Annotated in this window: 24 protein-coding genes and 1 pseudogene; 18 read left to right on the top strand and 7 right to left on the bottom strand. The window is 58.4% G+C overall.

Annotated elements, in window-relative coordinates:
• Positions 1–7 precede the first annotated feature (7 nt).
• The 5 genes from ytfQ (at position 8) to PI91_RS01920 (ending at position 6,252) form a co-directional block, all read left to right on the top strand.
• On the top strand, positions 8–964 hold the full coding sequence (gene ytfQ, locus PI91_RS01940) for a galactofuranose ABC transporter substrate-binding protein YtfQ (RefSeq protein ID WP_021240696.1): 957 nt from the start codon (positions 8–10) through the stop codon (positions 962–964).
• Positions 965–1,069: 105 nt separating this feature from the next.
• Positions 1,070–2,572 (top strand): galactofuranose ABC transporter, ATP-binding protein YtfR, encoded by a 1,503-nt coding sequence (ytfR, locus tag PI91_RS01935; protein WP_008501421.1) that lies wholly within the window; start codon positions 1,070–1,072, stop codon positions 2,570–2,572.
• Between the two features lie 10 nt (positions 2,573–2,582).
• The gene (gene ytfT / locus PI91_RS01930) at positions 2,583–3,608 is read left to right on the top strand and encodes a galactofuranose ABC transporter, ATP-binding protein YtfT (protein ID WP_021240695.1); all 1,026 of its coding nucleotides are present in this window, start codon (positions 2,583–2,585) and stop codon (positions 3,606–3,608) included.
• A complete protein-coding gene (gene yjfF / locus PI91_RS01925) occupies positions 3,595–4,596 on the top strand; it encodes a galactofuranose ABC transporter, permease protein YjfF (protein WP_032675830.1) in 1,002 nt (333 codons plus the stop codon). Before ytfT ends, yjfF begins: the two co-directional genes overlap by 14 nt.
• 84 nt (positions 4,597–4,680) lie before the next feature.
• Positions 4,681–6,252, top strand: a complete 1,572-nt coding sequence (locus tag PI91_RS01920) for a methyl-accepting chemotaxis protein (RefSeq protein ID WP_039265351.1) — start codon at positions 4,681–4,683, stop codon at positions 6,250–6,252.
• On the opposite strand, the gene PI91_RS01915 is transcribed toward PI91_RS01920, so the two are convergent.
• Both PI91_RS01915 and fbp read right to left on the bottom strand, forming a co-directional pair.
• Positions 6,224–6,580: a LysR family transcriptional regulator gene (locus tag PI91_RS01915; RefSeq protein WP_039024039.1), complete on the bottom strand. Its 357-nt coding sequence runs from the start codon at positions 6,578–6,580 to the stop codon at positions 6,224–6,226. The two genes, PI91_RS01920 and PI91_RS01915, sit on opposite strands and share 29 nt — an antisense overlap.
• A 150-nt stretch (positions 6,581–6,730) precedes the next feature.
• On the bottom strand, positions 6,731–7,729 hold the full coding sequence (fbp, locus tag PI91_RS01910) for a class 1 fructose-bisphosphatase (RefSeq protein WP_008501416.1): 999 nt from the start codon (positions 7,727–7,729) through the stop codon (positions 6,731–6,733).
• A gap of 197 nt (positions 7,730–7,926) precedes the next feature.
• Between fbp and mpl the strand changes: the two genes are divergently transcribed.
• On the top strand, positions 7,927–9,306 hold the full coding sequence (gene mpl / locus PI91_RS01905; RefSeq protein ID WP_039265350.1) for a UDP-N-acetylmuramate:L-alanyl-gamma-D-glutamyl-meso-diaminopimelate ligase: 1,380 nt from the start codon (positions 7,927–7,929) through the stop codon (positions 9,304–9,306).
• 77 nt (positions 9,307–9,383) lie between these two features.
• On the opposite strand, the gene yjgA is transcribed toward mpl, so the two are convergent.
• The gene (yjgA, locus tag PI91_RS01900; RefSeq protein WP_008501414.1) at positions 9,384–9,935 is read right to left on the bottom strand and encodes a ribosome biogenesis factor YjgA; all 552 of its coding nucleotides are present in this window, start codon (positions 9,933–9,935) and stop codon (positions 9,384–9,386) included.
• A 95-nt stretch (positions 9,936–10,030) separates the two neighbouring features.
• Between yjgA and pmbA the strand changes: the two genes are divergently transcribed.
• From pmbA to PI91_RS01840, 12 genes are all read left to right on the top strand, one after another.
• A complete protein-coding gene (gene pmbA, locus PI91_RS01895) occupies positions 10,031–11,383 on the top strand; it encodes a metalloprotease PmbA (RefSeq protein ID WP_039265349.1) in 1,353 nt (450 codons plus the stop codon).
• A gap of 38 nt (positions 11,384–11,421) precedes the next feature.
• Positions 11,422–11,808, top strand: coding sequence for a cytochrome b562 (cybC, locus tag PI91_RS01890; protein ID WP_008501412.1), 387 nt, complete (start codon positions 11,422–11,424; stop codon positions 11,806–11,808).
• Between the two features lie 315 nt (positions 11,809–12,123).
• Positions 12,124–12,462 (top strand): glycine dehydrogenase, encoded by a 339-nt coding sequence (locus tag PI91_RS01885; protein ID WP_025911967.1) that lies wholly within the window; start codon positions 12,124–12,126, stop codon positions 12,460–12,462.
• Between the two features lie 10 nt (positions 12,463–12,472).
• On the top strand, positions 12,473–12,835 hold the full coding sequence (locus PI91_RS01880; RefSeq protein WP_006810339.1) for an SFCGS family glycine-rich protein: 363 nt from the start codon (positions 12,473–12,475) through the stop codon (positions 12,833–12,835).
• 2 nt (positions 12,836–12,837) lie between these two features.
• The gene (locus PI91_RS01875) at positions 12,838–13,137 is read left to right on the top strand and encodes a DUF4312 family protein (protein ID WP_006810338.1); all 300 of its coding nucleotides are present in this window, start codon (positions 12,838–12,840) and stop codon (positions 13,135–13,137) included.
• A gap of 22 nt (positions 13,138–13,159) precedes the next feature.
• Positions 13,160–13,936 carry a DUF4311 domain-containing protein gene (locus tag PI91_RS01870; protein WP_006810337.1) on the top strand — a complete coding sequence of 259 codons (777 nt, stop codon included), beginning with the start codon at positions 13,160–13,162 and terminating at the stop codon, positions 13,934–13,936.
• 13 nt (positions 13,937–13,949) lie between these two features.
• Positions 13,950–14,591: a DUF4310 family protein gene (locus PI91_RS01865; protein ID WP_003856081.1), complete on the top strand. Its 642-nt coding sequence runs from the start codon at positions 13,950–13,952 to the stop codon at positions 14,589–14,591.
• A gap of 42 nt (positions 14,592–14,633) precedes the next feature.
• The gene (locus tag PI91_RS01860) at positions 14,634–15,767 is read left to right on the top strand and encodes an amidohydrolase/deacetylase family metallohydrolase (protein WP_039265347.1); all 1,134 of its coding nucleotides are present in this window, start codon (positions 14,634–14,636) and stop codon (positions 15,765–15,767) included.
• Positions 15,751–16,869 carry a DgaE family pyridoxal phosphate-dependent ammonia lyase gene (locus PI91_RS01855; RefSeq protein WP_039265346.1) on the top strand — a complete coding sequence of 373 codons (1,119 nt, stop codon included), beginning with the start codon at positions 15,751–15,753 and terminating at the stop codon, positions 16,867–16,869. Before PI91_RS01860 ends, PI91_RS01855 begins: the two co-directional genes overlap by 17 nt.
• Positions 16,866–17,606 carry a KDGP aldolase family protein gene (locus PI91_RS01850; protein ID WP_008501404.1) on the top strand — a complete coding sequence of 247 codons (741 nt, stop codon included), beginning with the start codon at positions 16,866–16,868 and terminating at the stop codon, positions 17,604–17,606. Before PI91_RS01855 ends, PI91_RS01850 begins: the two co-directional genes overlap by 4 nt.
• A gap of 25 nt (positions 17,607–17,631) precedes the next feature.
• On the top strand, positions 17,632–18,768 hold the full coding sequence (locus PI91_RS01845) for a lactonase family protein (protein ID WP_039265345.1): 1,137 nt from the start codon (positions 17,632–17,634) through the stop codon (positions 18,766–18,768).
• A 19-nt stretch (positions 18,769–18,787) separates the two neighbouring features.
• Positions 18,788–20,698 carry a transcription antiterminator gene (locus PI91_RS01840; protein ID WP_039265344.1) on the top strand — a complete coding sequence of 637 codons (1,911 nt, stop codon included), beginning with the start codon at positions 18,788–18,790 and terminating at the stop codon, positions 20,696–20,698.
• Between the two features lie 32 nt (positions 20,699–20,730).
• Here PI91_RS01840 and nrdG read toward each other — a convergent pair whose 3' ends face one another.
• From nrdG to PI91_RS01820, 4 genes and pseudogenes are all read right to left on the bottom strand, one after another.
• Positions 20,731–21,195 (bottom strand): anaerobic ribonucleoside-triphosphate reductase-activating protein, encoded by a 465-nt coding sequence (nrdG, locus tag PI91_RS01835; protein WP_039265343.1) that lies wholly within the window; start codon positions 21,193–21,195, stop codon positions 20,731–20,733.
• A gap of 105 nt (positions 21,196–21,300) precedes the next feature.
• On the bottom strand, positions 21,301–23,439 hold the full coding sequence (nrdD, locus tag PI91_RS01830) for an anaerobic ribonucleoside-triphosphate reductase (RefSeq protein ID WP_008501397.1): 2,139 nt from the start codon (positions 23,437–23,439) through the stop codon (positions 21,301–21,303).
• A 368-nt stretch (positions 23,440–23,807) separates the two neighbouring features.
• Positions 23,808–24,379, bottom strand: a pseudogene (locus tag PI91_RS01825) (fructose PTS transporter subunit IIA).
• 1 nt (position 24,380) lies between these two features.
• Positions 24,381–26,978 carry a glycoside hydrolase family 38 C-terminal domain-containing protein gene (locus PI91_RS01820; protein WP_039265342.1) on the bottom strand — a complete coding sequence of 866 codons (2,598 nt, stop codon included), beginning with the start codon at positions 26,976–26,978 and terminating at the stop codon, positions 24,381–24,383.
• Between the last annotated feature and the right edge of the window lies 1 nt (position 26,979).

Below are 26,979 nucleotides of genomic sequence, written 5' to 3'. Positions count from 1 at the left end.
CGTTCATATGTGGAAGCGCTTACTCCTTGTCACAGCAGTTTCGGCAGCCATGTCGTCTATGGCGATGGCCGCTCCCTTAACCGTAGGTTTTTCGCAGGTCGGCTCTGAATCTGGCTGGCGAGCGGCAGAAACCAACGTGGCGAAAAGCGAAGCTCAGAAACGCGGCATTACCCTGAAAATCGCCGATGGTCAGCAAAAACAAGAGAATCAGATCAAAGCCGTGCGCTCCTTTATCGCCCAGGGCGTGGATGCCATCTTTATTGCACCCGTCGTGGCGACCGGCTGGGAACCCGTCCTGAAGGAAGCGAAAGACGCTGAAATCCCGGTCTTCCTGCTCGATCGTTCCATCGACGTCAAAGACAAATCTCTCTATATGACCACCGTGACGGCCAACAACGTGCTGGAAGGGCAGCTAATTGGCGACTGGCTGATAAAACAGGTCGATGGCAAGCCGTGTAACGTTGTTGAACTGCAGGGCACCGTCGGGGCGAGCGTGGCCATCGACCGTAAAAAAGGCTTTGCAGAAGCCATCGCGAAAGCGCCAAACATCAAGATTATCCGCTCTCAGTCCGGCGACTTTACCCGCAGTAAAGGTAAAGAGGTGATGGAGAGCTTCATTAAGGCTGAAAACAACGGCAAGAACATCTGCATGGTTTACGCCCACAACGATGACATGGCGATCGGTGCGATTCAGGCAATTAAAGAAGCGGGCCTGAAGCCGGGCAAAGATATCCTCACCGGCTCTATCGACGGCGTGCCTGATATCTACAAAGCGATGATCGACGGCGAAGCCAACGCCAGCGTGGAGCTGACGCCAAACATGGCCGGCCCGGCATTCGACGCGCTGGAGAAATTCAAGAAAGACGGCACGATGCCGGAGAAAGTGACGGTCACCAAATCCACGCTCTACCTGCCTGACACGGCGAAAGAAGAGTTAGAGAAGAAGAAAAATATGGGCTACTAAGCCTGTCTGAACATGCCGGGTGACGCTGCGCTTACCCGGCCTACGATACGCTCTTTTGTAGGCCGGATAAGCGTAGCGCCTTCCGGCTTGATGCAGGGGGAAACCATGACCACTGAACAACACCAGGAAATCCTCCGCACAGAGGGCTTGAGTAAATTCTTCCCCGGCGTAAAGGCGCTGGATAACGTTGATTTCAGCCTGCGGCGCGGGGAGATCATGGCGCTGCTGGGGGAAAACGGCGCGGGAAAATCGACGCTGATTAAATCTCTGACCGGCGTTTATCACGCCGACCGTGGCACCATCTGGCTGGAAGGTAACGCCATTTCGCCCAAAAACACCGCCCATGCCCAGCAGTTGGGGATCGGGACGGTATACCAGGAAGTGAACCTGCTGCCGAATATGTCGGTGGCGGATAACCTGTTTATTGGCCGTGAGCCACGACGCTTTGGCCTGCTGCGCCGTAAAGAGATGGAGGCGCGGGCGACAAAGCTGATGGAATCCTACGGCTTCTCTCTCGACGTCCGCGAGCCGCTGAACCGCTTTTCCGTGGCGATGCAGCAGATCGTCGCCATTTGCCGCGCGATCGATCTCTCGGCAAAGGTGCTGATCCTCGACGAACCCACCGCCAGCCTCGATACCCAGGAGGTGGAAATGCTCTTTACCCTGATGCGCCAGCTGCGCGATCAGGGCGTCAGCCTGATCTTCGTTACCCACTTCCTCGATCAGGTGTATGAGGTGAGCGATCGCATTACGGTGCTGCGCAACGGCAGCTTTGTCGGCTGCCGTGAAACCCGCGAGCTGCCGCAGATCGAGCTGGTCAAAATGATGCTGGGCCGCGAGCTGGAGACCAACGCCCTTCAGCGCGCGGGCCGCACGCTGCTGAGCGAGAAGCCGGTCGCCGCGTTCAGCGATTACGGCAAAAAAGGGGTCATCTCGCCGTTTAACCTTGAGGTGCGGCCGGGCGAAATTGTCGGGCTGGCGGGCCTGCTGGGCTCGGGGCGTACCGAGACCGCCGAGGTGATCTTCGGGATCAAGCCCGCCGACAGCGGCAGCGCGCTGATCAAGGGCAAACCGCAAACCCTGCGATCGCCGCATCAGGCCTCCTGCCTGGGGGTGGGTTTCTGCCCGGAAGACAGGAAAACGGACGGCATCATTGCCGCCGCCTCGGTGCGGGAAAATATCATTCTGGCGCTTCAGGCGCAGCGCGGCTGGCTGCGGCCGATCCCACGCAAAGAGCAGAACGCCATTGCTGAGCGCTTTATCCGCCAGCTCGGCATCCGCACCCCGAGCGCGGAACAGCCCATTGAGTTCCTCTCCGGTGGTAACCAGCAGAAAGTGCTGCTCTCCCGCTGGTTGCTGACCAAACCCCAGTTCCTGATCCTCGACGAACCGACCCGCGGCATTGACGTAGGGGCGCACGCCGAAATTATCCGGCTTATCGAAACCCTGTGCGCAGACGGTCTGGCCCTGCTGGTCATTTCGTCCGAGCTGGAAGAGCTGGTGGGCTATGCCGATCGCGTCATCATCATGCGCGATCGTAAACAGGTGGCAGAGATCCCGCTGGATAAGCTGTCCGTTCCGGCGATCATGAATGCCATCGCGGCATAAGGAGTGAATCGTGATGTCCCGTTCGCTTTCGCAAACCGGTGAGTCAAAGCGCCGCTTCAGCTGGCCGACCGGCACGCCGCAAATCGCGGCGCTGCTGGTGGTTTTACTGGTGGATAGCCTGGTCGCGCCGCATTTCTTCCAGATTATCGTGCAGGATGGCCGCCTGTTTGGCAGCCCGATAGACATTTTAAACCGCGCCGCGCCCGTGGCGCTGCTGGCCATCGGGATGACGCTGGTCATCGCCACCGGCGGGATTGATCTCTCCGTCGGCGCGGTGATGGCTATCGCCGGGGCTACGGCAGCCTCCATGACCGTGGCCGGGCATAGCCTGCCGGTGGTCCTGCTGGCGGCCTTAGGCACTGGCGTGCTGGCCGGATTATGGAACGGCATTCTGGTGGCGGTGCTGAAAATCCAGCCCTTTGTCGCCACGCTCATTTTAATGGTGGCCGGGCGCGGCGTCGCGCAGCTAATTACCTCCGGACAGATTGTCACCTTTAACTCGCCGAGCCTGGCGTGGCTCGGCAGCGGCAACCTTCTGTTCTTCCCGACGCCGGTGATGATTGCCCTGGTGACGCTCGTGGTGTTCTGGCTTTTCACCCGCAAAACGGCGCTGGGCATGTTCATTGAGGCCGTCGGGATCAACATCCGCGCCGCGCGCAACGCCGGGGTCAACACGCGGCTGATGGTGATGCTGACCTACGTGCTGAGCGGTATTTGCGCCGCCATCGCCGGCGTGATCGTCGCGGCGGATATTCGCGGAGCCGATGCCAACAACGCCGGGCTCTGGCTGGAGCTGGATGCGATCCTGGCGGTGGTCATCGGCGGCGGGTCGCTGATGGGCGGGCGCTTTAACCTGCTGCTCTCGGCGATCGGCGCGCTGATCATTCAGGGCATGAACACCGGGATCCTGCTTTCGGGATTCCAGCCGGAACTCAACCAGGTGGTGAAAGCGGTGGTCGTGCTCTGCGTGCTGATCGTCCAGTCGCCGCGCTTTGTCAGCATCATTAAGGGGATCCGTGGCCATGATAAAACGTAATTTGCCGTTAATGATCACGCTGGGCGTGTTTGTGCTGGGCTATCTCTACTGCCTGACCCAGTTCCCGGGGTTTGCCTCGACGCGCGTGATCTGCAATATCCTGACCGATAACGCCTTTTTAGGCATCATCGCCGTCGGCATGACCTTTGTGATCCTCTCCGGCGGGATCGACCTCTCCGTCGGCTCGGTGATCGCGTTTACGGGCGTGTTCCTCGCGAAAGCGATCGGCTTCTGGGGCATCTCACCGCTGCTGGCGTTCCCGCTGGTGCTGGCGATGGGCTGCGCGTTTGGCGCCTTTATGGGGCTGCTGATCGACGCGTTAAAAATTCCGGCATTTATCATTACCCTCGCGGGGATGTTCTTCCTGCGCGGGGTGAGCTACCTGGTGTCGGAAGAGTCGATTCCCATTAACCATCCGGTGTACGACACGCTCTCCAGCCTGGCGTGGAAAATCCCCGGCGGCGGCCGCCTGAGCGCGATGGGGCTGCTGATGCTGGGCGTGGTAGTGATTGGCATCTTCCTTGCCCACCGCACCCGGTTTGGCAATCAGGTATACGCCATCGGCGGCAACGCCACGTCGGCCAACCTGATGGGGATCTCGACCCGCAGCACCACCATCCGCATCTATATGCTCTCGACCGGCCTGGCGACGCTGGCGGGGATCGTCTTCTCGGTGTATACCCAGGCGGGCTATGCCCTTGCAGGCGTTGGCGTGGAGCTGGATGCGATTGCTTCTGTGGTCATCGGCGGCACGCTGCTCAGCGGCGGCGTGGGTACGGTGCTGGGGACGCTGTTCGGCGTGGCGATTCAGGGGCTGATCCAGACCTATATCAACTTTGACGGCACGCTCAGCTCCTGGTGGACGAAGATCGCCATCGGCATTCTGCTGTTTATTTTTATTGCCCTGCAGCGCGGCCTGACGGTGCTCTGGGAGAACCGTCAAAGCTCGCCTGTTACCCGCGTGAACACATCGGTAACAGAGCGATAACATGCTGAAAGTCTAAACATTTTCCGGTAGCGGCCGATACTCTTTTTTTATGCCCAGAAATATCTCGCTACCGGAAATAATATCATGCTGAAAACGCTATCGATTCGTACCGGCTTGCTCTCTTTACTGGCCGTTATGACCCTTCTGCTGCTGATTGTCAGCGGCATTGGCATTTATGCCCTCACACAGAGTTCTTCTTCGCTGCAGCGCATTAATCACCTTCAGGGTGAGCAGATGGTGCAGCTTAATTCAGGCTATACGCTGATCCTGCGCGCGCGCAATGAAGCGGGTCAGGCCGTCCGCATGATGGAAATCGGCATGCTGGACGATGCGGCCAACGCGGTAAAAAACATTAATCAGGAAGTCGCCCTGGCCCAGAAAACGCTGAAGGGCGTGATCGACGGCGGCGTGGCTGACGAGCAGGGGCAGCAGCTGCTCGATAAAGTGGCAGCCAGCCTGGCGGCGTATAACCAGCAGGGGATCAACCCGATGCTGAAAACCCTCAACGACCAGAGCGCGGACGGGTATTACGACCTGCTGGAGAAGACGCTGATCCCGCTGGCGTCAGCGTTTGATAACGACATGCAGGCGTTTCAGAAATGGAGCGAAGCGCGAGGTCAGGCGGAAGTGAGTGCCGTGCAGGCGAGCAAAACCCGCGTCCTGATCCTGATTATCGTCGCCGCGCTGCTGACGGCGGGCATTATCGTGCTGGCCTGGCTGGCGCTGCGCCATATGCTGCTCAAGCCGCTCTCGGCCTCCATTGCTCAGCTGGAGAACGTGGCGGCGGGCGATTTAACCCATACGCTGGCCGCGCCCGCGAGCCAGGAGTTTAACCGCCTTAACGCGGTCATTGAGGAGATGCGTCAGTCGCTGATGAACTCGGTTCTGCGGGTACGCGATGCCAGCGCGCAGATTGACACCGGCAGCCGCGAGCTGACGCTGGGGAACCGGGATCTCGCCGAGCGAACGGAATCCACCGCCACGTCGCTGGAGCAGACGGCGGCCAGCATGGAACAGATCACCGCCACGGTGAAGCTCAACGCCGATAACGCCGAGCAGGCGCACCAGCTGGCGAAGTCGGTGTCCGACACGGCCGATCACGGCAGCGAAATGGTCTGCTACGTGATTGAAAAAATGCGCGATATCTCCGGCAGCTCGGCGCGCATCGCCGACATCCTGAGCGTGATCGACGGCATTGCCTTCCAGACCAATATTCTGGCGCTTAACGCCTCCGTAGAGGCCGCGCGCGCGGGCGAGCAGGGGCGCGGGTTTGCCGTCGTCGCGGGCGAGGTGCGAAACCTGGCCAGCCGCAGCGCCGACGCGGCGAAGGAGATTCGTTCTCTTATCAGTGATTCGCAAACCCACGTTAACGAGGGCAGCGAGCTGGCCCAGCAGGCGGGCGAAACGATGGATGAGATCGCAACAGAAGTGCTGCGCATGACCAAACTGATGCGTGAGATTGCGACCGCGTCTCAGGAGCAGAGCCGCGGCATTGAGCAGGTGAATATTGCGGTAAACCAGATGGACGAAACCGCGCAGCAGAATGCGGCGCTGGTGCAGCAATCCTCCGCCGCGACCCGCTCCCTTGAGGAGCAGTCGCGTCAGCTGATGGAAGCCATGTCATCATTCAAAGTGACGACTCAGAACGCGGCATAATATTACCCAGCCCCGGTACGTTCTGTGCCGGGGTTTTATTCGTTGCGGAATTAAGCGCCCCAATATTATCGTGAATTTCGCCCATTAATATTTCCAGCGAGCTGGTTAAGGCTAGTGCTTTTTCAGTCGGCTCAAGATATAAGCCTTTGCGGAGAAATAACGGCTCATCAAAGAGTTGATTAAAACGCTTTAATGCCAGACTCACCGCAGGGCGTGACATCTCCAGACGCAAAGAGGCCTTTGCCATGCTGCCGCAGCGGACGATTTCAATAAATACAGGGATAAGATTTAAATCAATGCCGGTATTAGCACGGGAATAATTTTTCATTGCGTTTCTGCTCCACGAAATATCTGTCAAACTGTTATGGAAATAATGCAGGAGCAGTGGCGAATATTAAAGCGTGTTTTTTATAAACACTTATACGGTAAAATATATAAATGAACAGGGGAGCCGGATCGGCTCCCCTGAAGAGAGGGATTACGCGTCCGGGTACTCGCGGATAAAGCGTTCAACGTCTTCAACCATGTGGTTGTTGCCGACGAAGAACGAACGGCGCTGGTGAAGGCTTTCCGGCACGATCTCAAGAATACGCTCTTTACCGTCGCTCGCCTTACCGCCCGCCTGTTCGGCCAGGAACGCCATCGGGTTGCATTCGTACAGCAGACGCAGCTTCCCGTCCGGGTGGCTGGCGGTGCTTGGGTAGAGGTAGATGCCGCCTTTCAGCAGGTTGCGGTGGAAGTCAGCGACCAGAGAACCGATATAGCGGGACGTGTACGGGCGCTGCGTCGCTTTATCTTCTTCCTGGCAGAATTTGATGTACTTCTTCACGCCGTTCGGGAAGCGGATGTAGTTACCTTCGTTAATGGAGTAGGTATTGCCCTTCTCCGGGAAGCGCATGCGTTCCTGGCTCAGACAGAAAACGCCCAGGGAAGGATCGTACGTAAAGGCGTGTACGCCACAACCGGTGGTGTAGACCAGCATGGTGGAGGAGCCATAGACGACGTAACCGGCGGCAACCTGATTAATGCCCGGCTGCAGGAAATCTTCTTCGGTCACCGGCGTGCCAACAGGCGTGACGCGGCGGTAGATGGAGAAAATGGTACCGACAGAAACGTTAACATCGATGTTGGAGGAGCCGTCGAGCGGATCCATCAGAACAACGTATTTCGCGTGTTCACACCCTTCGAAAACAACAATTTCATCTTCTTCTTCGGAGGCGATACCCGCAACGATGTCGCGCGCGCGCAGTGCAGCTTTCAGTTTTTCATTTGCGAACAGATCGAGTTTCTGTTGAACCTCGCCCTGAACGTTCTCGGCACCGCTGGCACCCAGGATATCGACCAGACCGGCCTTGTTGATATCACGGTGGATGATCTTAGCGCCCAGCTTTATTGCCGACAGCAAAGCAGTGAGTTCACCGGTAGCATGAGAGAACTCGTGCTGCTTTTCGACAATAAATTCACCTAACGTTTTCATAACACTTTCCCTGCATCTTTGTGAGTAGAGCGATTGTATGTTCACTAAAACGACTAAAGCCCAACAATCTTAACAAATATTCAAATAGTAGCGCAGAGGTGAATCGCGCCAGCAACATACGGATTTACCTGAAATGCGTTTCACAGCCGCTAACATGTGAGTAAAATGTGCGCCACATTGAAGAAGGATAGTGACGTATGCGCATTCATATATTGGGGATTTGTGGCACTTTCATGGGCGGACTGGCAATGCTGGCGCGCTCGCTGGGCCATGAGGTGACAGGTTCGGACGCCAATGTGTATCCGCCAATGAGCACACTTCTGGAGAAACAGGGCATCGCTTTAATTCAGGGCTACGATGCCAGCCAGCTGGATCCCGAGCCGGACCTGGTGATTATTGGCAACGCCATGACCCGCGGCAATCCGTGCGTTGAGGCGGTACTGGAACGCAATATTCCGTTCATGTCCGGCCCGCAGTGGCTGCATGACTTCGTCCTGCGCGACCGCTGGGTGGTTGCCGTTGCCGGTACCCACGGCAAAACGACCACCGCGGGCATGGCGACCTGGATCCTCGAAGCCTGCGGCTACAAGCCGGGCTTCGTCATCGGCGGCGTACCGGGTAATTTCGACGTCTCTGCGCGCCTGGGGGACAGCCCGTTCTTTGTGATCGAAGCCGACGAGTATGACTGCGCGTTCTTCGACAAGCGCTCCAAGTTCGTGCACTACTGCCCGCGCACGCTGATCCTCAACAACCTTGAGTTTGACCACGCGGATATTTTTGACGACCTGAAGGCCATTCAGAAACAGTTCCACCACCTGGTGCGCATCGTGCCGGGCCAGGGCCGCATCATCCTGCCGGAAAACGACATCAACCTGAAGCAGACCCTGGCAATGGGCTGCTGGAGCGAGCAGGAGCTGGTGGGCGAGCAGGGCCACTGGCAGGCGAAGAAACTCAACGCCGATGCCTCCGAGTGGGAAGTGCTGCTCGACGGCGAAAAAGTGGGCGAAGTGAAGTGGGGCCTGGTGGGCGAACACAACATGCACAACGGCCTGATGGCGATTGCGGCAGCGCGTCACGTGGGCGTTCTGCCTGCGGATGCAGCCAATGCGCTGGGCTCGTTTATCAATGCCCGCCGCCGTCTGGAGCTGCGCGGTGAAGCCCACGGCGTCACGGTGTATGATGATTTCGCGCACCACCCAACGGCCATTCTGGCGACGCTTGCCGCCCTGCGTGGCAAAGTCGGCGGTACCGCGCGCATTCTGGCGGTGCTGGAACCGCGCTCGAACACCATGAAGATGGGCATCTGCAAAGACGATCTCGCGCCGTCGTTAGGACGTGCCGATGAGGTCTTCCTGCTGCAGCCGCAGCATATTCCGTGGCAGGTGGCGGAAGTGGCCGATGCCTGCATCCAGCCTGCGCACTGGAGCGCGGATGTGGATGCGCTCGCGGATATGGTGGTGAAAGCCGCTCAGCCCGGCGACCATATTCTGGTGATGAGCAACGGCGGTTTTGGTGGGATCCATCAGAAGCTGCTGGACGGGCTGGCGAAGAAAGCGGAAGCGGCCGCCGAAGCGTAAAAAAAAGCCCGGTGGCGCTAGCGCTTACCGGGCCTACGTTCTTTTCCCCCTCGCCCCTCCGGGGTGAGGGGAACGGATTACTCTTCGTTCTCAGACAGCTCGCGCAGATACTGGAAAATCAGGCGCGCAGACTTCGGCGGCTTATTCCCTTCTTTCTCTTTCTTCGCGTTGCGGATCAAGGAACGTAGCTGCTGGCGGTCGGCATCCGGCCACAGGTTCAGCACTTCCGGTACGGCGTCATCACCCTGTTCAATCAGACGATCGCGGATCTGCTCCAGCTTGTGGAACAGCGCAACCTGCTGGTTGTGGCGGTTTTTCAGCTTGTCCAGCGCCTGGCGGATCGGATCGACGTCGCGCTGACGCAGCATTTTCCCGATAAGCTGAAGCTGGCGACGACGGCCTTCTTTTTTGATTTTCTGTGCCAGTTCAATGGCATCTCGCAGATCCTGGTCGAGCGGGATCTTATCCAGCGCGTTTTTACCCAGTTCTACCATTTCCGCGCCAAGCTGTTTTAACTCTTCGGCGTCACGTTTAATTTCACTTTTACTGACCCAGATGATCTCATCATCTTCGTCTTCGATGTCATCACCGGGAACGTCGTCGAGCCAGTCTTCGGGCTGCTTAGTCATGTCAGGCTCCTTAAAAAAAGAGGCTAATGTTACCAGTTAAGACGCGCACTGAAAAACGGTTCTCTGTTAGACTTCAGTTAACTCTCTCTTACAGTATGGCATTTGCGATGAAAGTAACCTCACAAGTTGAAGCGCAGCGTAAGATTCTGGAAGAAGCCGTCTCCACCGCGCTGATGCTTGCTTCAGAAAAATCAGATGGCGCCGAAGTGGCGGTCAGCAAAACCACCGGCATTAGCGTGAGCACCCGCTATGGCGAAGTGGAGAATGTTGAATTCAACAGCGACGGCGCGCTGGGTATCACGGTATATCACCAGAATCGCAAAGGCAGTGCGTCATCCACCGATCTCAGTCCGGATGCCATCGCCCGTACGGTGCAGGCCGCGCTGGATATCGCCCGTTATACCTCACCGGATCCTTACGCCGGCGTGGCGGATAAAGATCTGCTGGCGTTTGACGCGCCGGATCTCGACCTGTTCCATCCGGCGGAAGTGACGCCGGACGAAGCGATTGAGCTGGCCGCGCGCGCCGAGCAGGCATCCCTGCAGGCCGACAAGCGCATCACCAATACCGAAGGCGGCAGCTTTAACAGCCACTACGGCATCAAAGTCTTCGGCAACAGCCACGGCATGCTGCAGGGCTACTGCTCTACCCGCCACTCGCTCTCCAGCTGCGTCATCGCCGAAGAGAACGGTGACATGGAGCGCGACTACGCCTACACCATTGGCCGCGCGCTGGGGGATTTGCAGTCTCCGGAGTGGGTAGGCAAAGAGTGCGCCGAACGCACGCTGTCTCGCCTGTCGCCGCGCAAGCTCTCCACCATGAAAGCGCCGGTGATTTTTGCCAACGAAGTGGCGACCGGCCTGTTTGGCCATCTGGTGGGCGCTATCGCGGGCGGCTCCGTTTACCGTAAATCGACCTTCCTGCTCGACTCGCTGGGCAAGCAGATCCTGCCGGAATGGCTCACCATCGAAGAGCATCCGCACCTGCTGAAAGGCCTGGCCTCCACGCCGTTCGACAGCGAAGGCGTGCGCACGGAGCGTCGTGACATCGTGAAAGACGGCATTCTGACCCAGTGGCTTCTGACCAACTACTCCGCGCGCAAGCTGGGGCTGAAAAGCACCGGGCACGCGGGCGGCATTCACAACTGGCGCATTGCCGGGCAGGGCCTCAACTTTGAGCAGATGCTGAAAGAGATGGGCACCGGTCTGGTGGTGACCGAGCTGATGGGTCAGGGCGTCAGCGGCATCACCGGCGATTACTCTCGCGGCGCGGCGGGCTTCTGGGTTGAAAACGGCGAAATCCAGTATCCGGTGAGCGAAATTACCATCGCTGGCAATCTGAAGGATATGTGGCGCAATATCGTTACGGTCGGTAACGATATTGAAACACGCAGCAATATACAGTGTGGCTCTGTATTACTCTCGGAAATGAAAATCGCCGGACAATAGAGATAGCGTTTTGTTAATAATAAAAAAGGAAGTGAGCAATGCGTAAACATCTGTTAGCGATCGTCGCGGCTTCAACGCTGGTTCTTGGCTCTTCTGCGTTTGCTGCCGATCTTGAAGACGACATGGGCATCCTCGGGCAAAACCTGAAGGTGGTGCAGAAAACCGACAATGCGGCGGAAATGAAAGACGCGCTGACCAAAATGCGTGAAGCGGCGCTGGACGCACAAAAAGCGACGCCTCCTAAACTGGAAAGCAAAGCGGCAGACAGTGCAGAGATGAAAGACTACCGCCACGGCTTTGACGTGCTGGTCGGCCAGATCGACGGCGCGCTGAAGCTCGCTAACGAAGGCAAAGTGAAGGAAGCCCAGGCGGCGGCCGAGCAGTTTGTGACGACCCGTAATACGTATCACAAGAAATACCGTTAACCGATCGCGCATCTGACAAATAATCAGCGGGGGCCAATGTCCCCCGTTTTTTTGCGCGGTAATAAGTAAACCCTATCGCCATCACATTTTTGCGTCACCACGCCTGAACGTTTTCGTTTCCCCGGCGCGCGTTTTGCCGCTGGAATACGTGATATTAATCACGCAAATGCCGTGATTAATCCAGATTCACCGTATTTATGTGGCACAGATCACTGCTGCGGCTCCCCTTTCCACTTCGAAGTGGAAAACAACTCGCTACAAACAATTCCCCCCCAACGTTAGTTTTATTCCAGAGCCATTAACGGGGTAAGACCAGTGATTAACGGAGCGGTAATGAACGACGTTGGGGAACAGGCGGAGCAAACAGAACAGCTCGCGAACACCATGCTGCAGCAGGTTTATGCCCTGCTGGCCCGGAACAACATCATCCCCAATGCGGTACAGGAGCAGATGCTTACTTCCCACGTGCGCGCCATGGCGCACCGGTCCGTGACCGGCGAGCCGCTGCCGGAGGTTGAAGCAGAGCTGTTTGACGAAATTTCACCGGATTCAATGCGGCTTGCCCGTGAAGTGGTGGCGCAGTTTGGCAACCTTCCTGATGAAGAAGCCTGGCTGCTCTCCGTTCACTTTGAAGTCGCGAAAGACAACCTTTAAGGAGCAACACATGGAACAGATTACAGTCGTGATTGGCGATCGCCTGGGTAAAGGTCAGAAGGTGGCGGCCGGTGTGGAAAAAGCAGGTGGACGCGCGGTTGTCGTACCGGGCATGGCGGCAGACATGAAGCTCGGCGACGTGATGAAAGCAGAAAACGCCACCTTCGGCATCTCCTTCTGCGGCAGCGGCGGCGCGGGTGCCATCACCGCCCAGACCAAATATGGCTACAAAGCCAAATACGGTATGCGTTCCGTGGATGAAGGCGTCACCGCCATCAACGAAGGCTGCAACGTGCTGGGCTTTGGCTTTATGGATAAAGAAGAGCTGGGCGAGCGTCTGGTACAGGCGTGGCAGAAAAAATACGGCGCATAAGCATGAAAGAACAGTTCACAACCACGGTGAGAGTGAAGGGGAAGGGCGACGCCAAAGCGCGCGCCTTTGCCGACGCGCTCAACCACGTTCAGGCCGCGGTGATGAAAGCCTCACCGCATATCTTACTGCGTATTGAGCCACAGGATGTGCAGGTTGTTCAGGCGCAAGAAGCGGTGCGAAAAGAAGCGTTTCTGTTCTTCTTTCTGCGCCGGGAAAGACGCACCTACAGCGTGGAGCTGGATGTGACCGTCAACGTGACAGCCATCAATCTCGACCAGGTGGATTTCGTCACGCAACGCTGATTATTCATAAAAGGGCAGACTGATGTTCTTAATTATATTAATAAAATCGCTCATCATCGGCGGCCTGGTAGGCGTCGGTGTCGGGGCCGGGGCTGCACGCATGTTTCATGCGCCTACCACTCAGGGTATGGGCGCGTTTCGTACGTTGGGGGAACTGAACTCCTGCGAAGGGGATCCGGCGTCCCACTTCTCCTTTGGGTTAGGTTTCTTCTTTAACGCCTGGGCCTCTTCCGTGGCCGCAGGTGCCTTCACACAGGACGTTGACCACCGCATCATCCCAAACTGGGGTGCTGCCGCGCTGATGATCAAAAACCGTAACGTCGGTGAAACGCTGCATGACCCGCGCAAAATGGCGATTGCCTGCGGCATCATCGGCATGATTGTCGTGACCTTCCTTAACCTGACCGCCTCCTCCGTGCCCGCAGCGCTTCAGGTCACCGCCGTGAAGGTGCTGGTGCCTGCCGCGAACCTGCTGGTCAACACCGTGATGCCGGTGATCTTCTGGCTGGCGGCCATCGACGCGGGTAAAAAATCGGGCTTCTGGGCCACCATCTTTGGCGGCGCGGCACAGCTGATCATGGGTAACGCCGTACCGGGTCTGGTACTGGGTATTCTGATCGGTAAAGGCGTGGAGGAGAGCGGCTGGAACCACGTCACCAAAGTGATGATGGCGGCGATCGTTCTGCTCTTCGTGCTGAGCGGCTTCTTCCGCGGCTTCGACATGAAGATGATCGAATCCTTCCATCTGACCGTGCCGAACTGGCTCGACATGATCCACAACTCGCTCAGCGGTAAATAACAGGAGCCTCTAAATGGAACAGAATAAAGGTTTTTGGTATGCCGACTGGTCGTTCCCGATCTTCGTTGGCCTGCTCTCCTCCGGCGTGTTTGCCGGGACGCACATGTACTACCTCTACGGCATCGGCGCGTTTAACGAAGTGGCCTTCGTGGCGATGCTGAAAGCGGGCATTGATACCGGCGTTTACGGCGCGGTGGCGGCATTTGGCGCGAGCTTCCTGTTCGCCCGAATTATCGAAGGGTCGCTGGTAGGTATTCTTGATATCGGCGGGGCGATCCAGACCGGCGTGGGCCTCGGCGTACCGGCGCTGCTGCTGGGCGCGGGGATCATGTTCCCGGTGACCAACTTCATTGCCTCGCTGATTACCGGCCTGGTGATTGGTCTGGCGATTGGCTACGTCATCATCCTGGCGCGTAAGTTCACCATCAACCAGAGCAACTCCACCTACGGCGCAGACGTGATGATGGGCGCGGGTAACGCCTCCGGCCGCTTCCTCGGGCCGTTGATTATCCTCAGCGCCATGACCGCCTCCATTCCAATCGGCGTCGGTTCCCTGGTAGGCGCGTTGCTGTTCTACATCTGGCAGAAGCCGATAACCGGTGGCGCCATCCTCGGCGCAATGATTTTGGGCTGGCTGTTCCCGGTCGCCCTTTAATACCCGCGGGCGCTTCGGTGCCCGCCTTATCAGGAGAACCCCATGTTTGATCTACTCCTGCGCCGTGCGCGCCTCGCCGACGATACCCTGACCGATATCGCCATTCAGGACGGGAAGATCGCCGCGACAGGCGACATTAACGCTCCCGCCCGCAAAACGGTTGAGCTTAACGGTGATGTGTTCGTCAGCGCGGGCTGGATTGACTCCCACGTCCACTGCTACCCGAACTCCCCGATTTACCACGACGAGCCGGACAGCGTGGGCATTGCCACCGGCGTCACCACCGTGGTGGACGCGGGCAGCACCGGGGCCGACGACGTGGACGATTTCTACGCCATCACCCGCAAAGCCTCCACCGAGGTGTTTGCCCTGCTGAACATCTCCCGCGTGGGGCTGATTGCCCAGAACGAGCTGGCCAATATGGCCAATATTGACGCCGACGCGGTGAAAGAGGCGGTGAAACGCCATCCTGATTTTATCGTCGGCCTGAAGGCGCGCATGAGCAGCAGCGTGGTCGGTGACAACGGCATCACGCCGCTGGCGCGCGCCAAAGCCATTCAGAAAGAGAACGGCGATCTGCCGCTGATGGTGCACATTGGCAACAACCCGCCGAACCTCGACGAAATTGCCGAGCTGCTGAGCTCCGGCGACATCATCACCCACTGCTACAACGGCAAGCCTAACCGCATTCTGACGCCCTCCGGCGAGCTGCGCGCCTCCATTACGTCTGCGCTGAAGCGCGGCGTGCGTCTGGATGTCGGCCACGGCACGGCGAGCTTCAGCTTTGAGGTGGCGAAACGCGCCATCGCGATGGGCATTCTGCCGCACACCATCAGCTCGGATATCTACTGCCGCAACCGCATCAACGGCCCGGTCGGCTCGCTGGCGAGCGTGATGTCGAAGTTTCTCGCCATCGGCATGTCATTGCCGCAGGTGATTGACTGCGTCACGGCGAACGCCGCCGACGGCCTGCGCCTGACGCGTAAAGGCCGCATTCAGCCGGGTCTTGATGCCGACCTGACGCTGTTCACCCTTAAACGTCAGCCGACGGTGCTGACGGATGTCGAAAACGACAGCCTGCAGGCTGAACACATATTGGTGCCGCTTGCCGCGATCCGCGCGGGCAAGGGCTACATGACTGAACAAGGGAGCACGGAACATGCCTTCGATTTATGAGAAGTACCGCTTAAAGCAGGTTATCAACACCTCTGGCCGCATGACGGCGCTGGGCGTCTCCACGCCGCGCCCGGAGGTGGTGCAGGCGGCGATGGACGGCATGAATCACTATTTCGAGATGAAGGATCTGGTCAATAAAACCGGGGAGTACATCGCGAAGCTGCTGGACGTGGAAGGGGCGACGGTGGTCTCCTGCGCGTCGGCGGGCATTGCCCAGTCCGTGGCCGCGGTGCTGGTGAAAGACAGCGACTGGCTGCTGGAAAACCTGCACGTGACCCCGATTGAGAACAACGAGATCGTCCTGCCGAAAGGCCACAACGTGAATTTTGGCGCGCCGGTGGGCACCATGGTGGCGCTGGGCGGCGGCAGGCTGGTGGAAGCGGGCTACGCCAACGAATGTTCCGCCGATCAGCTGGCGGCGGCGATTACCCCGCGCACGGCGGCGATCATGTACATCAAATCTCACCACTGCGTGCAGAAAAGCATGCTCAGCGTCGAGCAGGCGGCGGTTGTCGCACGTAAACACGACTTGCCGCTCATCGTCGATGCCGCGGCGGAAGAAGATCTGCACGCGTACTACCGCGCCGGCGCGGACCTGGTGATCTACAGCGGCGCGAAGGCGATCGAAGGCCCCACCAGCGGGCTGGTGATCGGCAAGACCCAGTACGTTGAGTGGGTGAAGCGCCAGACGGCGGGGATTGGCCGCGCCATGAAGGTGGGTAAAGAGGGCATTCTTGGCCTGACCTGCGCCATCGAACACTATCTGACGGCCACCAAAGAGAGCGGTGCCGAGATGGTGGCGAAAATGACGCCGTTTATCGAGGCGCTCAACACCCTGAACGGTGTGACCGCGCGCGTGGTCTGGGACAGCGCCGGACGCGACATCGCCCGCACCGAGATTAAGTTTGACGAAGCCACCACCGGCCTCGGCACGGGGGACCTGGTGGCGAAGCTCAAGCAGGGCGAGTACGCCATTTACTTCCGTGGCTACAAGGCCAACGAAGGGATTATCGAAGCGGACGTGCGCAGCGTAAACGCTGACCAGCTGAACATTGTGTACCGCCGCATTAGTGAAATATTAGGACAGGAGAAAAACGCATGAAACTGACTCCCAACTTTTACCGTGACCGCGTCTGTCTGAACGTGCTGGCTGGCTCAAAGGCCAACGCCAGCGCCATCTACGAGGCGGCGGAAGGCCACGTGCTGGTGGGCGTGCTCTCCAAAAATTACCCGGACGTGGCGAGCGCCGTTGCCGATATGCGCGAATACGCGAAGCTGATTGATAACGCGCTCTCCGTTGGCCTGGGCGCGGGCGATCCGAACCAGTCGGCGATGGTGAGCGAGATCTCCCGCCAGGTGCAGCCGCAGCACGTTAACCAGGTCTTTACCGGCGTGGCCACCAGCCGCGCGCTGCTGGGGCAAAATGACTCCGTGGTCAACGGTCTGGTCTCTCCGACCGGTACCGTCGGGATGGTGAAAATCTCCACCGGCCCGCTGAGCAGCGCGGCACCGGACGGCATTGTGCCGGTGGAAACGGCGATTGCTCTGCTGAAAGATTTCGGCGGCAGCTCTATCAAATACTTCCCGATGGGCGGCCTGAAGTGCCGTGACGAGTACAAAGCGGTGGCGGAAGCCTGCGCCCGTCACGACTTCTGGCTGGAGCCGACCGGAGGTATCGATCTGGAAAACTATGAGGAGATCCTGCAGATCGCCCTCGACGCGGGCGTGAGCAAAATCATCCCGCATATCTACAGCTCGATTATCGACAAAGCCAGCGGCGATACGCGTCCGGAAGATGTGCGTACCCTGCTGGCGATGACGAAGAAGCTGGTGAAGTAGAACTCACACCTATACAGGAGCCACCATGCACACCCGTACCTTGCTTGTCGCTTCACTCTCAATGTTCGCCACCGCCGCTGTCGCCCAGACGCAATACGCCTGGGTGGGTACCTATAATCCAAACGGTGAAGGGCTGTACCGTTTTACTGTTAACCCGCAAACCGGCGCGCTGAACGATAAAACGCGGGTAAGCAAACTGCCGAATGCGGCGCAGTTGACCCTATCACAGGACGGCAAAACGCTGTATCTGGCAAGCGAAGTGGAGCAGGGCGTGGTGCAGGCGCTGCGCGTCGGCGATAACGGTGAGCTGAGCGAGCTCAGTCAGGTGGCTTCCGGCGGTGCCGGGCCGGTGTATCTCTCCCTGACGCCGAACGGCCAGCATCTGCTGGTGGCGAACTATGTCAGCGGAACCGTCGCGGTGCTGCCCGTTAAAGCAGACGGCAGCCTGGGTGACGCCACGGACACACATCAGGATCAAGGCGAACCGGGCGCGGCGAAGCCGGAAGCCGCTGCGGAGGGCAGCTTCGCGATCAGCGATCATAACGGCCCCCATGCGCATATGATTGCCGCCGATCCGAGCGGGAAATACGTGTTTTCCACCGATCTTGGGCTGGATCGCATCTACCAATACCGCTTTGACGATCGGACAGGAAAGCTGACGCCGAACGATCCGCCGTTTATCAGCGCCTCCTCGAAAGGCGCCGGGCCGCGCCACTTTGTCTTTACGCCGAAGGGCGATGCCCTGTGGCTGATTAACGAAGAGGCGTCTACGCTCACCCGGTATACCGTGAATACCAACGGCACCCTGAAAGAGGGTAAAACGGTTTCTGCCCTGCCGGAAGGTTACAAAGGCACCAGCTTTGCTGCCGGGCTCGCATTAAGCGCCGACGGTAAGCAGCTGTATGTGGCTAACCGTTTGCATAACAGCATCGGGCACTTTACCGTAACGGCGGAGGGCACGCTGACGCATCAGGACGATGTGTGGACGCGCGGTGACTACCCGCGCACCCTGACGCTCGATAAGCAGGGGCGCTGGCTGTACGTCATGAACCAGCGCAGCGACAACATTACCCGCTTCCGCGTGGCGCAGGACGGGAAATTGAGCTTTGAGCCAGACTATACCCCGGTCGGCAGCCCATCCCAGATGGTCATTTCACCTTAAGCCGTAAGAGGACAACGACGTGCGATTTCCGAACCAACGTTTGGCGCAACTTTTCGACCTGTTGCAAAACGAGACGCTGCCGCAGGACGAGCTGGCGCAGCGGCTGTCGGTCTCCACGCGAACCGTCCGTGCGGACATCACTGCCCTGAACGCGCTGCTGGCCAGCCACGGCGCGCAGTTCATCCTGAGCCGGGGCAACGGCTACCAGCTCAAAATTGAGGATGCCGAGCGCTATCAGCAGCTTCAGGCATCCCACCCGCGCGCGCTGCGTATCCCGCGGACCGGGCCGGAGCGCGTGCATTATCTGGTGGTGCGTTTTCTGACCTCGGCGTTTTCTCTTAAGCTGGAGGATCTGGCGGACGAATGGTTCGTCAGCCGCGCCACGCTGCAAAGCGATATGGCGGAGGTGCGCGAGTGGTTTCATCGCTACAACCTGACGCTGGAAACCCGTCCACGCCACGGCATGAAGCTGTTTGGCAGCGAGATGTCGACCCGCGCCTGCCTGACCGATCTGCTCTGGGAGCTGGCGCAGCAGGACAGCCTGAACCCGCTGGTGACCGACGTGGCGCTGAATGCGGGCGTGGCGGAGCAGATGGTGCCGGTGCTGCACGACGCCTTGACCCGTCACCACATTCGCCTGACCGATGAAGGCGAGCTGTTCCTGCGCCTGTACTGCGCGGTGTCGGTACGTCGCATCAGCGAAGGTTACCCGCTGCCGGAATTCCATGCCGAAGACGTGGAAGAGAACGTGCGCGAGGCGGCGAAGGATATCGCGGTCACCCTCCAGCAGCTGGCGGGCAAGGCGCTTTCGCCGTCGGAGGAGAGCTGGCTGTGCGTGCACATTGCGGCGCGGCAGATTCAGGAGATCGCGCCCAGCGCCATTAACGCTGACGACGACGAGGCGCTGGTCAACTACATCCTGCGCTATATCAACACTCACTATAACTACAACCTGCTCAGCGACGCGCAGCTGCACGCGGACCTGCTCACGCACATCAAAACCATGATCACCCGCGTGCGGTATCAAATCATGATCCCCAATCCGCTGCTGGATAACATCAAGCAGCACTACCCGATGGCGTGGGACATGACGCTGGCGGCGGTGTCGAGCTGGGGCAAATACACGCCGTATGTGATCAGCGAAAACGAGATTGGCTTCCTGGTGCTGCATATTGGCGTCGGGCTTGAGCGCCACTACAACATCGGCTACCAGCGTCAGCCGCGCGTGCTGCTGGTATGCGACGCCGGTAATGCCATGGTCCGCATGATTGAGGCGGTACTGCAGCGTAAATACCCGCAGATTGAGGTGACGCGCACGCTCACCCTGCGCGAGTACGAGCTGGCAGAAACCATTAGCGAAGATTTTGTGATCGCGACCGCCCGCGTCAGCGAAAAGTCGAAACCGGTGGTGATGATCGCCCCGTTCCCGACCGACTACCAGTTAGAGCAGATTGGCAAACTGGTGCTGGTGGACCGCACCCGCCCGTGGATGCTGGATAAATACTTCGACGCGGCCCATTTCCGCATTATCGACAAGCCTATCGATCAGCAGACGCTCTTCCGCGAGCTGTGTGAACAGCTTGAAGCAGAGGGCTTTGTCGGTGCGGAGTTTCTGGATTCGGTTGTTGAACGTGAAGCTATTGTCAGCACCATGCTCGGCGACGGCATCGCGCTGCCGCACTCCCTCGGCCTGCTGGCGCAGAAAACGGTGGTCTACACCGTGCTCGCCCCGCACGGCGTGCAGTGGGGCGACGAAACTGCGCACGTTATCTTCCTGCTCGCCATCAGCAAAAGTGAGTACGAAGAGGCGATGGCGATTTACGATATTTTCGTCACTTTCCTGCGCGAGCGGGCGATGTCACGGCTCTGTAGCTGCGGGGATTTCGCCGGGTTTAAGGCGGTGGCAATGGAGAGTTTGAGTCGTTTTTGAGGTAAGGGCGGATGGATAATATCCGCCTTTGATCAACGCAAATGATGCACAACCTGGTTGCTGCTGCCGCGCCAGATGAGCGCCGGGTCTTTTAAATCCTGCACGAACTTGCCGTCGACCAGCACGTTAATCAGATCCACGACTTCCATTTGCTGCGCATTCAGTTCATCCAGCTTGTAGCCCGTCCAGACCCAGATATCTTTTCCCGGACACTCTGCGCGAATGCGCTTCACCAGCCTCAACATATCCGGCACGTTTTGCGGGTGCAGCGGATCGCCGCCGGAGAGCGAGATCCCCTGGCGTTTGATGCGCGTATCGTTCAGGTCGTTGATGATTTTATCTTCCATCTCCGCGGTGAACGGCATGCCGGAATTGAGTCGCCAGGTGCTTTTGTTGTAGCAGCCGGGGCATTCGTGGACGCAGCCTGAAACAAACAGGGTGCAGCGGGTGCCGGGGCCGTTGACGATGTCGACAGGGTAGTACTGGTGATAGTTCATTGCGAATAACCACGCCGGGTGGCGCTGCGCTTACCCGGCCTACAAAAGAGAGCGGTCCGTAGGCCCGGTAAGCGCAGCGCCACCGGGCATTAACGTGGCAGCGGATTAACCGATCTGCCCATTTCCCAGATGCTTCACGCGGCGCTTCACTTCTTCCTGTTTGCCGGCGTTAAACGGACGGGCGTCCGGGCTGCCGAGATAGCCGCATACGCGACGGGTCACGGAGACGCGAGCCGCATCGTGGTTGCCGCATTTCGGGCAGGTGAAGCCTTTACTGGTACATTCAAACTCACCGGTGAAGCCGCACTCGTAACACTCATCAATTGGCGTGTTGGTCCCGTAATACGGCACGTGCTGGTAGCTATAGTCCCACACGTCCTCCAGCGCCTTCAGGTTGTGCTGAATGTTCGGGTACTCGCCGTAGCAGATGAAGCCGCCGCTGGCGATCGGTGGATACGCTGCTTCGAAGTCGATCTTGTCGTACGGGTTCACCTTTTTCTCGACGTCGAGGTGGAAGCTGTTGGTGTAGTACCCTTTATCGGTCACGCCTTCCACAATCCCGAATTCGGCGGTGTCCAGACGGCAGAAGCGGTCGCACAGATTCTCGCTTGGGGTGCTGTACAGGCTGAAACCGTAGCCGGTTTCCTCTTTCCACTGGTCTACCGCGTCGCGCAGGCGCTGAACGATGGCGATGCCTTTCTCACGCAGGGCTTCGCTGTCGTACATGTGCGTGTCGCCAAACAGGGCGTTGATGGTCTCGTGGATGCCGATGTAGCCCAGCGAAATCGACGCGCGGCCGTTTTTGAAGATCTCGGATACGTCATCGTCCGCCTTCAGGCGCACGCCGCAGGCCCCTTCCATATAGAGGATCGGCGCCACGCGGGCTTTGACCCCTTCGAGGCGCGCAATGCGGGTCATCAGCGCCTTACGCGCCAGCTGCAGGCGCTCATCCAGCAGTTTCCAGAATTCAGCTTCATTACCTTTTGCCTCCAGCGCGATGCGCGGCAGGTTGAGGCTGATGACGCCCAGGTTATTGCGCCCGTCGTGGATCTGCTCGCCGTTTTCATCCTCGTACACGCCGAGGAAGCTGCGGCAGCCCATTGGCGTTTTAAACGAACCGGTGACTTTGACGACCTGATCGTAGTTCAGGATGTCCGGGTACATGCGCTTGCTCGCGCACTCCAGCGCCAGCTGTTTGATGTCGTAGTTCGGGTCGCCAAACTTGTGGTTCAGGCCGTCGCGAATCGCGAACACCAGTTTCGGGAACACGGCGGTTTTACGGTTTTTGCCGAGGCCGGAAATACGGTTGCGCAGGATCGACTGCTGGATCAGGCGTGATTCCCAGCTGGTGCCCAGCCCAAAGCCGAAGGTTACAAACGGCGTCTGGCCGTTGGCGGTGTGCAGCGTGTTCACCTCATATTCCAGCGACTGGAAGGCGTCGTAGCACTCTTTCTCGGTACGGGAATGCGCATAGCCGTCCGCGTCCGGAATCTGCCACTCTTCGGCGGTTTTACGGTGCTTGTTGAAGCTCGCCGTCACGAACGGGGCCAGCACTTCGTCAATGCGGTTAATGGTGGTGCCGCCGTAAATATGGCTGGCGACCTGAGCGATGATCTGCGCCGTGACCGCGGTAGCCGTGGAGATCGACTTAGGCGGTTCAATCTCCGCGTTACCCATTTTAAAGCCGTGGGTCAGCATGCCTTTCAGATCGATCAGCATGCAGTTGAACATCGGGAAGAACGGCGAATAGTCGAGATCGTGGTAGTGGATCTCGCCGCGCTCGTGCGCCGAGACCACGTCGCGCGGCAGCAGATGCTGACGGGCATAGTGTTTGGCGACGATACCGGCCAGCAGGTCGCGCTGGGTGGGGATCACTTTACTGTCTTTGTTGGCGTTTTCATTGAGCAGCGCAGAGTTGGTCTGCTCCACCAGGCCACGGATCTCCTGGTTCAGGCGGCCGCGCTTCTCGCGCTGCACGTCTCGATCGTGGCGGTACTCAATGTAGGCGCGCGCCAGCTGCTTGTAAGGTCCTGCCATGAGCTGGTTCTCAACCGCGGTCTGGATCTCGTTGATATCAACCTGGCTGCGTTCATTCATCTGGCTGCTAACGACTTCTGCGACGGTGGCGCAGTAATCTGCGTCATCGACTCCCGCTGCTTTAGCTGCACGCAGAATGGCTTCCTGGATGCGCTCTGATTTAAACGGCACTTTACAGCCATCACGTTTCATCACATGCGGTGTCATGATCACTCCATTTTAAAAACAGGTTATCCACAGAGGTGGAGAAGTATTCACCGGACGCATTTCCCGCCAGGCCAAAGACTTCCCGCGTTCCCAGCTCGTGTTATCCACAATTCCGGCCAGCGTAAGCGCCGTCTTGTTGTTGGAATAGTAGACGATAAATACAAGATGTTGGGTCGGCGTGCATTTTAAGTGCTACATATAGTGATTTGCATCAAACATGTTTGCGATTTATTTGATGCAGAACAAAGTAAAAAGACGAGAGTACAAACGACGGGCGCTTCAGCGATTGTAAAGGCGGGCGAGAAAAATCTGATTAATTATTCAACAAAAACAAGCGCTCAGCACGGTGTGTGCTAAGCGCTGTTCATTTAACTCCCCCCGCAGATCCAGCTCAGTCCCGCCTGCAAAAAGGCTGCGGTTGCGATACTGCCCAGCACCGCCGGGATGAGAAAGGAGCGTTCAGGAGCATCGTCCTGTTTTTGTGGTTCTTCAGCACTCAGCGCGGACATCGCCTCTTCCCGGGTGCGCGCCGCCAGCAGTCGCTCACGCACCCGATCTTCCGTCAATAAACAGGTCAGCGTCGTCAGCAGCTGCATATGGGTACTCCCTGCTTCCGCGGGCGGAATGGCGAGCAGGAAAACCATTCTCACCTCTTCATCACCGTCCAGCCCGGCCAGCGTATCGGGTCATCGAAGAGGGCCAGACAAAACGCCGCCTGCTGCACCGCCTCGGTTTTACCGTGCGGGACGGCGAGCGCTTCACCCAGCGCGGTAGGACCTTCACTTTCGCGTTGTAACACGCTCTGGATGAACGTTTCTTCATCACTGATGATTTTTTGCCTGGCGAGCGGTTCGGCGAGCCAGCGTATTAGCGCTTCAGGCGAACGGTGCGGCGGGTTGATAAAAACCAGATCGGGATGCGTCAATGCAAGCAGGTTCATATTAAGCCTCCATTAAAAAATCGCAGGTCGCGAAAGGGGGAATAGCCGTTACCGGCTGCACCGGCTCTTCCAGATAGTTGATCTGACGAAACCCCTCCAGGCTTGCCGGGACGGGAACGGGCTCCGTGCCGGCGTTAAACACGCGAACGACCGTACCCTGCGACTGCTGCGCATGGGGCAAGGCAGAGAGGATGAGCGGCTCCGGCAGGTACAATAATGAGAATTCTGCCGGAAGCCTGCGGTCGGGCAGACGCAACGAAAAGCGCTCAAGACGGTGATCGAGCGTGTGCAGCGTTTGCCGTTGATAGGTGAAGGGCTGTCCCGCTGTCTGATTTTCCAGCTGGCGAAGCGTGAGGTGATCGGCGCTATCGGCCAGCGCGACGGTGAAGGAGAAGCGCAACGGTTTCAGCAACTGGGCATCGGGGGTCTCGACCACCGTATTATTGATGCCGGATGCCCGGCCCGGTCGCCAGTCGAGATCGCTGCGTCCCAGCACGCCCGTTGATTTAAACAGCGTCAGGGCAACCGTAGCCGGTGCGTCGCCGATTATCTGAAACTCCTTCATGCCGCGGCTATTCACCACCAGCGCTTTGCCCGCTTCCGCAACTGCAATGATTCCCTCGCTGGTTTCGATATCCACGGGCATTTCGCGATAGTGTTCCTGCCACTCTTCAGCGTGAGACCCCGTTTCGCGCTCGATTATCGCGAAGGGCTGCGAGGCGATTGCGTGGCGGGTGTGAATATCGCTGTTAATCAGCAAACGTAGCCGGTGATCGCAGTGGCTGTTTTCCAGCGAGCTGTCCACATACAGGTTCGGATCGTGATCGCGTAATTCACACGCCAGACGAAGGGATAACGGCGTTCGGGCATTTTCTTGACGGTCTGCGAGATCCGGCGGAAGAAGCAGGGTGGCTTCCACAATCAGCTTTTCGACAAGCGGCGTTTTCAGGCAGTCGACGAGCGTGAACTGGTCGCACCGCGTCGGCGTGTCGCCCGCAAGCGGTGAGAAATCGTAGCTGTCGCCCGCATCCGCGCAGTCTTCGAGAGTAAAGAAAGAGGGAATGCATCTGCCGCTGCGTTTGTCGTGCAGGGTGAGCGTTCCGGCGTCCAGCGTTAATCGATAATGCGCATTCTCTATCTCGCTGCCCTTTGTCTGTTCCTGCTGCTGGAAAGGCGCCGGGTCATCCTTAACGTTAACGCTGAGATAGCCGACCGGCGGCAGAACCGGTGTCTTCACAGCAACGTGCCAGCGATAATAGGGAGGAAGGGGCGTTTCACATTCGCCTTCAGCGCTAAGGGAGATCGCCGTTCCGCCGGGCAGAATGTCTCTTTTCAGGACGTCGAAAGGGATGGGATGCCCCTGATACGTCAGGGCGATATTATCAGCACGGCTATACAGGGTGGTTATCACTACGCGCTGCGTTGGGGTGCCCAGCGGGTTGAAAATCAGCAGGCCATTTTCCTGAGCGCAGGCGGCGGCCAGGGTTTTTACCACCAGGTTCCACAGGCTGTGGCACAGCTGTTCGGTTTGCTCCAGCCGATGCAGTATGTCGCGGTTGGTGGTATCGCTATTACAGCCGCCGATAGAGTCGTGGGCATGGCTTCGCAACAGCTTCTTCCAGAGCGTATCGACCACCGAGAGGTTGACCGGAATCCCCTGATGGCGCGCCATGGCGATTGTCGGCTCCAGCCGCCGCAGGATGAACTGCTCGATTTCATCATTTTTCTTTTTGATGTCGTAGCGCACGGATCCGATCGTTTTATGGATGCGGGTGTAGCGCGGCGATTTCAGCTCCCCGTCCCACCGTTCAAACTGTTCATGCTGCGCGCGAAGAATGTCGACGTAGCGCTCCAGCGAACTAATAACGTATCGATCTCCATCGGGAGAGTGTGCGCTGGCGACCTGCAGAATTTTCGGCAGCGCCGGGTCGATGCAGACCTGATCGCCGCCGCAGGGCAGGAGCAGGTCGTTTATACCGGCCCGTGAACGCAGGAGATTGACCATCGGGAAGATTTTACCCTGCAGATGGCTCGCGTCTGAACGCATGTTTTTAGCTGCGCCATAACCGAATGCCATCGCGCAGGCGATAACGGTCGCCCCAGACGGCGCGCGCCAGAGGAACTGGCTGCTTTTCGCTTGTCTGTCGTGATCGATACCGCGCCAGAAGACGATATTGTCGATATTGCAGCCCTGCAAAATGGTGGGCATCTGAGCATTGTGGCCAAAGGTGTCCGGAAGGTACCCGACCTGCATAGCATGCCCCAGCGCGCGGGCGGCGAAAATGCCGTACTTGAGATTGCGAATAATGGATTCGCCATGCACGTTGTAGGTGTCCGTCTGGGTATACCATGGCCCCACAAAGATTCTTTTCTCTTTGACGAGGGTTTCCAGCCTGGCGCGATAATCGGGATTGATGGCGAGAAAGTCCTCCACTACCGCCATCTGTCCGTCAAGGTGATAGCAGCTGTAAGCGGGGTCCCGCTCCAGCGTGTCGATGACATCCGCAAAGTTATAGGATGCCAGCACCATGCTGTCCTGACGGGTGAAATACCACTCCTGATCCCAGTGCGTATGGGCAATGACGTGGATCTGATTCATG

Origin of the sequence: Enterobacter sp. FB (assembly GCF_000805795.1) — a bacterium.
GTDB lineage: Bacteria > Pseudomonadota > Gammaproteobacteria > Enterobacterales > Enterobacteriaceae > Enterobacter > Enterobacter roggenkampii.
This window is presented reverse-complemented; position numbering and strand designations above follow the sequence as displayed.

Excerpts from the sequence above, each read along its gene's own strand:
- PI91_RS01850 (WP_008501404.1), top strand. The coding sequence starts at position 16,866 with ATGAAACTGACTCCCAACTTTTACCGTGACCGCGTCTGTCTGAACGTG.
- yjfF (WP_032675830.1), top strand. The coding sequence starts at position 3,595 with ATGATAAAACGTAATTTGCCGTTAATGATCACGCTGGGCGTGTTTGTG.
- PI91_RS01860 (WP_039265347.1), top strand. The coding sequence starts at position 14,634 with ATGTTTGATCTACTCCTGCGCCGTGCGCGCCTCGCCGACGATACCCTG.
- yjgA (WP_008501414.1), bottom strand. The coding sequence starts at position 9,935 with ATGACTAAGCAGCCCGAAGACTGGCTCGACGACGTTCCCGGTGATGAC.
- PI91_RS01855 (WP_039265346.1), top strand. The coding sequence starts at position 15,751 with ATGCCTTCGATTTATGAGAAGTACCGCTTAAAGCAGGTTATCAACACC.
- PI91_RS01875 (WP_006810338.1), top strand. The coding sequence starts at position 12,838 with ATGAAAGAACAGTTCACAACCACGGTGAGAGTGAAGGGGAAGGGCGAC.
- cybC (WP_008501412.1), top strand. The coding sequence starts at position 11,422 with ATGCGTAAACATCTGTTAGCGATCGTCGCGGCTTCAACGCTGGTTCTT.
- pmbA (WP_039265349.1), top strand. The coding sequence starts at position 10,031 with ATGGCATTTGCGATGAAAGTAACCTCACAAGTTGAAGCGCAGCGTAAG.
- fbp (WP_008501416.1), bottom strand. The coding sequence starts at position 7,729 with ATGAAAACGTTAGGTGAATTTATTGTCGAAAAGCAGCACGAGTTCTCT.
- PI91_RS01820 (WP_039265342.1), bottom strand. The coding sequence starts at position 26,978 with ATGAATCAGATCCACGTCATTGCCCATACGCACTGGGATCAGGAGTGG.
- PI91_RS01845 (WP_039265345.1), top strand. The coding sequence starts at position 17,632 with ATGCACACCCGTACCTTGCTTGTCGCTTCACTCTCAATGTTCGCCACC.
- ytfR (WP_008501421.1), top strand. The coding sequence starts at position 1,070 with ATGACCACTGAACAACACCAGGAAATCCTCCGCACAGAGGGCTTGAGT.
- ytfQ (WP_021240696.1), top strand. The coding sequence starts at position 8 with ATGTGGAAGCGCTTACTCCTTGTCACAGCAGTTTCGGCAGCCATGTCG.
- mpl (WP_039265350.1), top strand. The coding sequence starts at position 7,927 with ATGCGCATTCATATATTGGGGATTTGTGGCACTTTCATGGGCGGACTG.
- PI91_RS01865 (WP_003856081.1), top strand. The coding sequence starts at position 13,950 with ATGGAACAGAATAAAGGTTTTTGGTATGCCGACTGGTCGTTCCCGATC.
- PI91_RS01870 (WP_006810337.1), top strand. The coding sequence starts at position 13,160 with ATGTTCTTAATTATATTAATAAAATCGCTCATCATCGGCGGCCTGGTA.
- PI91_RS01920 (WP_039265351.1), top strand. The coding sequence starts at position 4,681 with ATGCTGAAAACGCTATCGATTCGTACCGGCTTGCTCTCTTTACTGGCC.
- PI91_RS01880 (WP_006810339.1), top strand. The coding sequence starts at position 12,473 with ATGGAACAGATTACAGTCGTGATTGGCGATCGCCTGGGTAAAGGTCAG.
- nrdD (WP_008501397.1), bottom strand. The coding sequence starts at position 23,439 with ATGACACCGCATGTGATGAAACGTGATGGCTGTAAAGTGCCGTTTAAA.
- PI91_RS01915 (WP_039024039.1), bottom strand. The coding sequence starts at position 6,580 with ATGAAAAATTATTCCCGTGCTAATACCGGCATTGATTTAAATCTTATC.
- nrdG (WP_039265343.1), bottom strand. The coding sequence starts at position 21,195 with ATGAACTATCACCAGTACTACCCTGTCGACATCGTCAACGGCCCCGGC.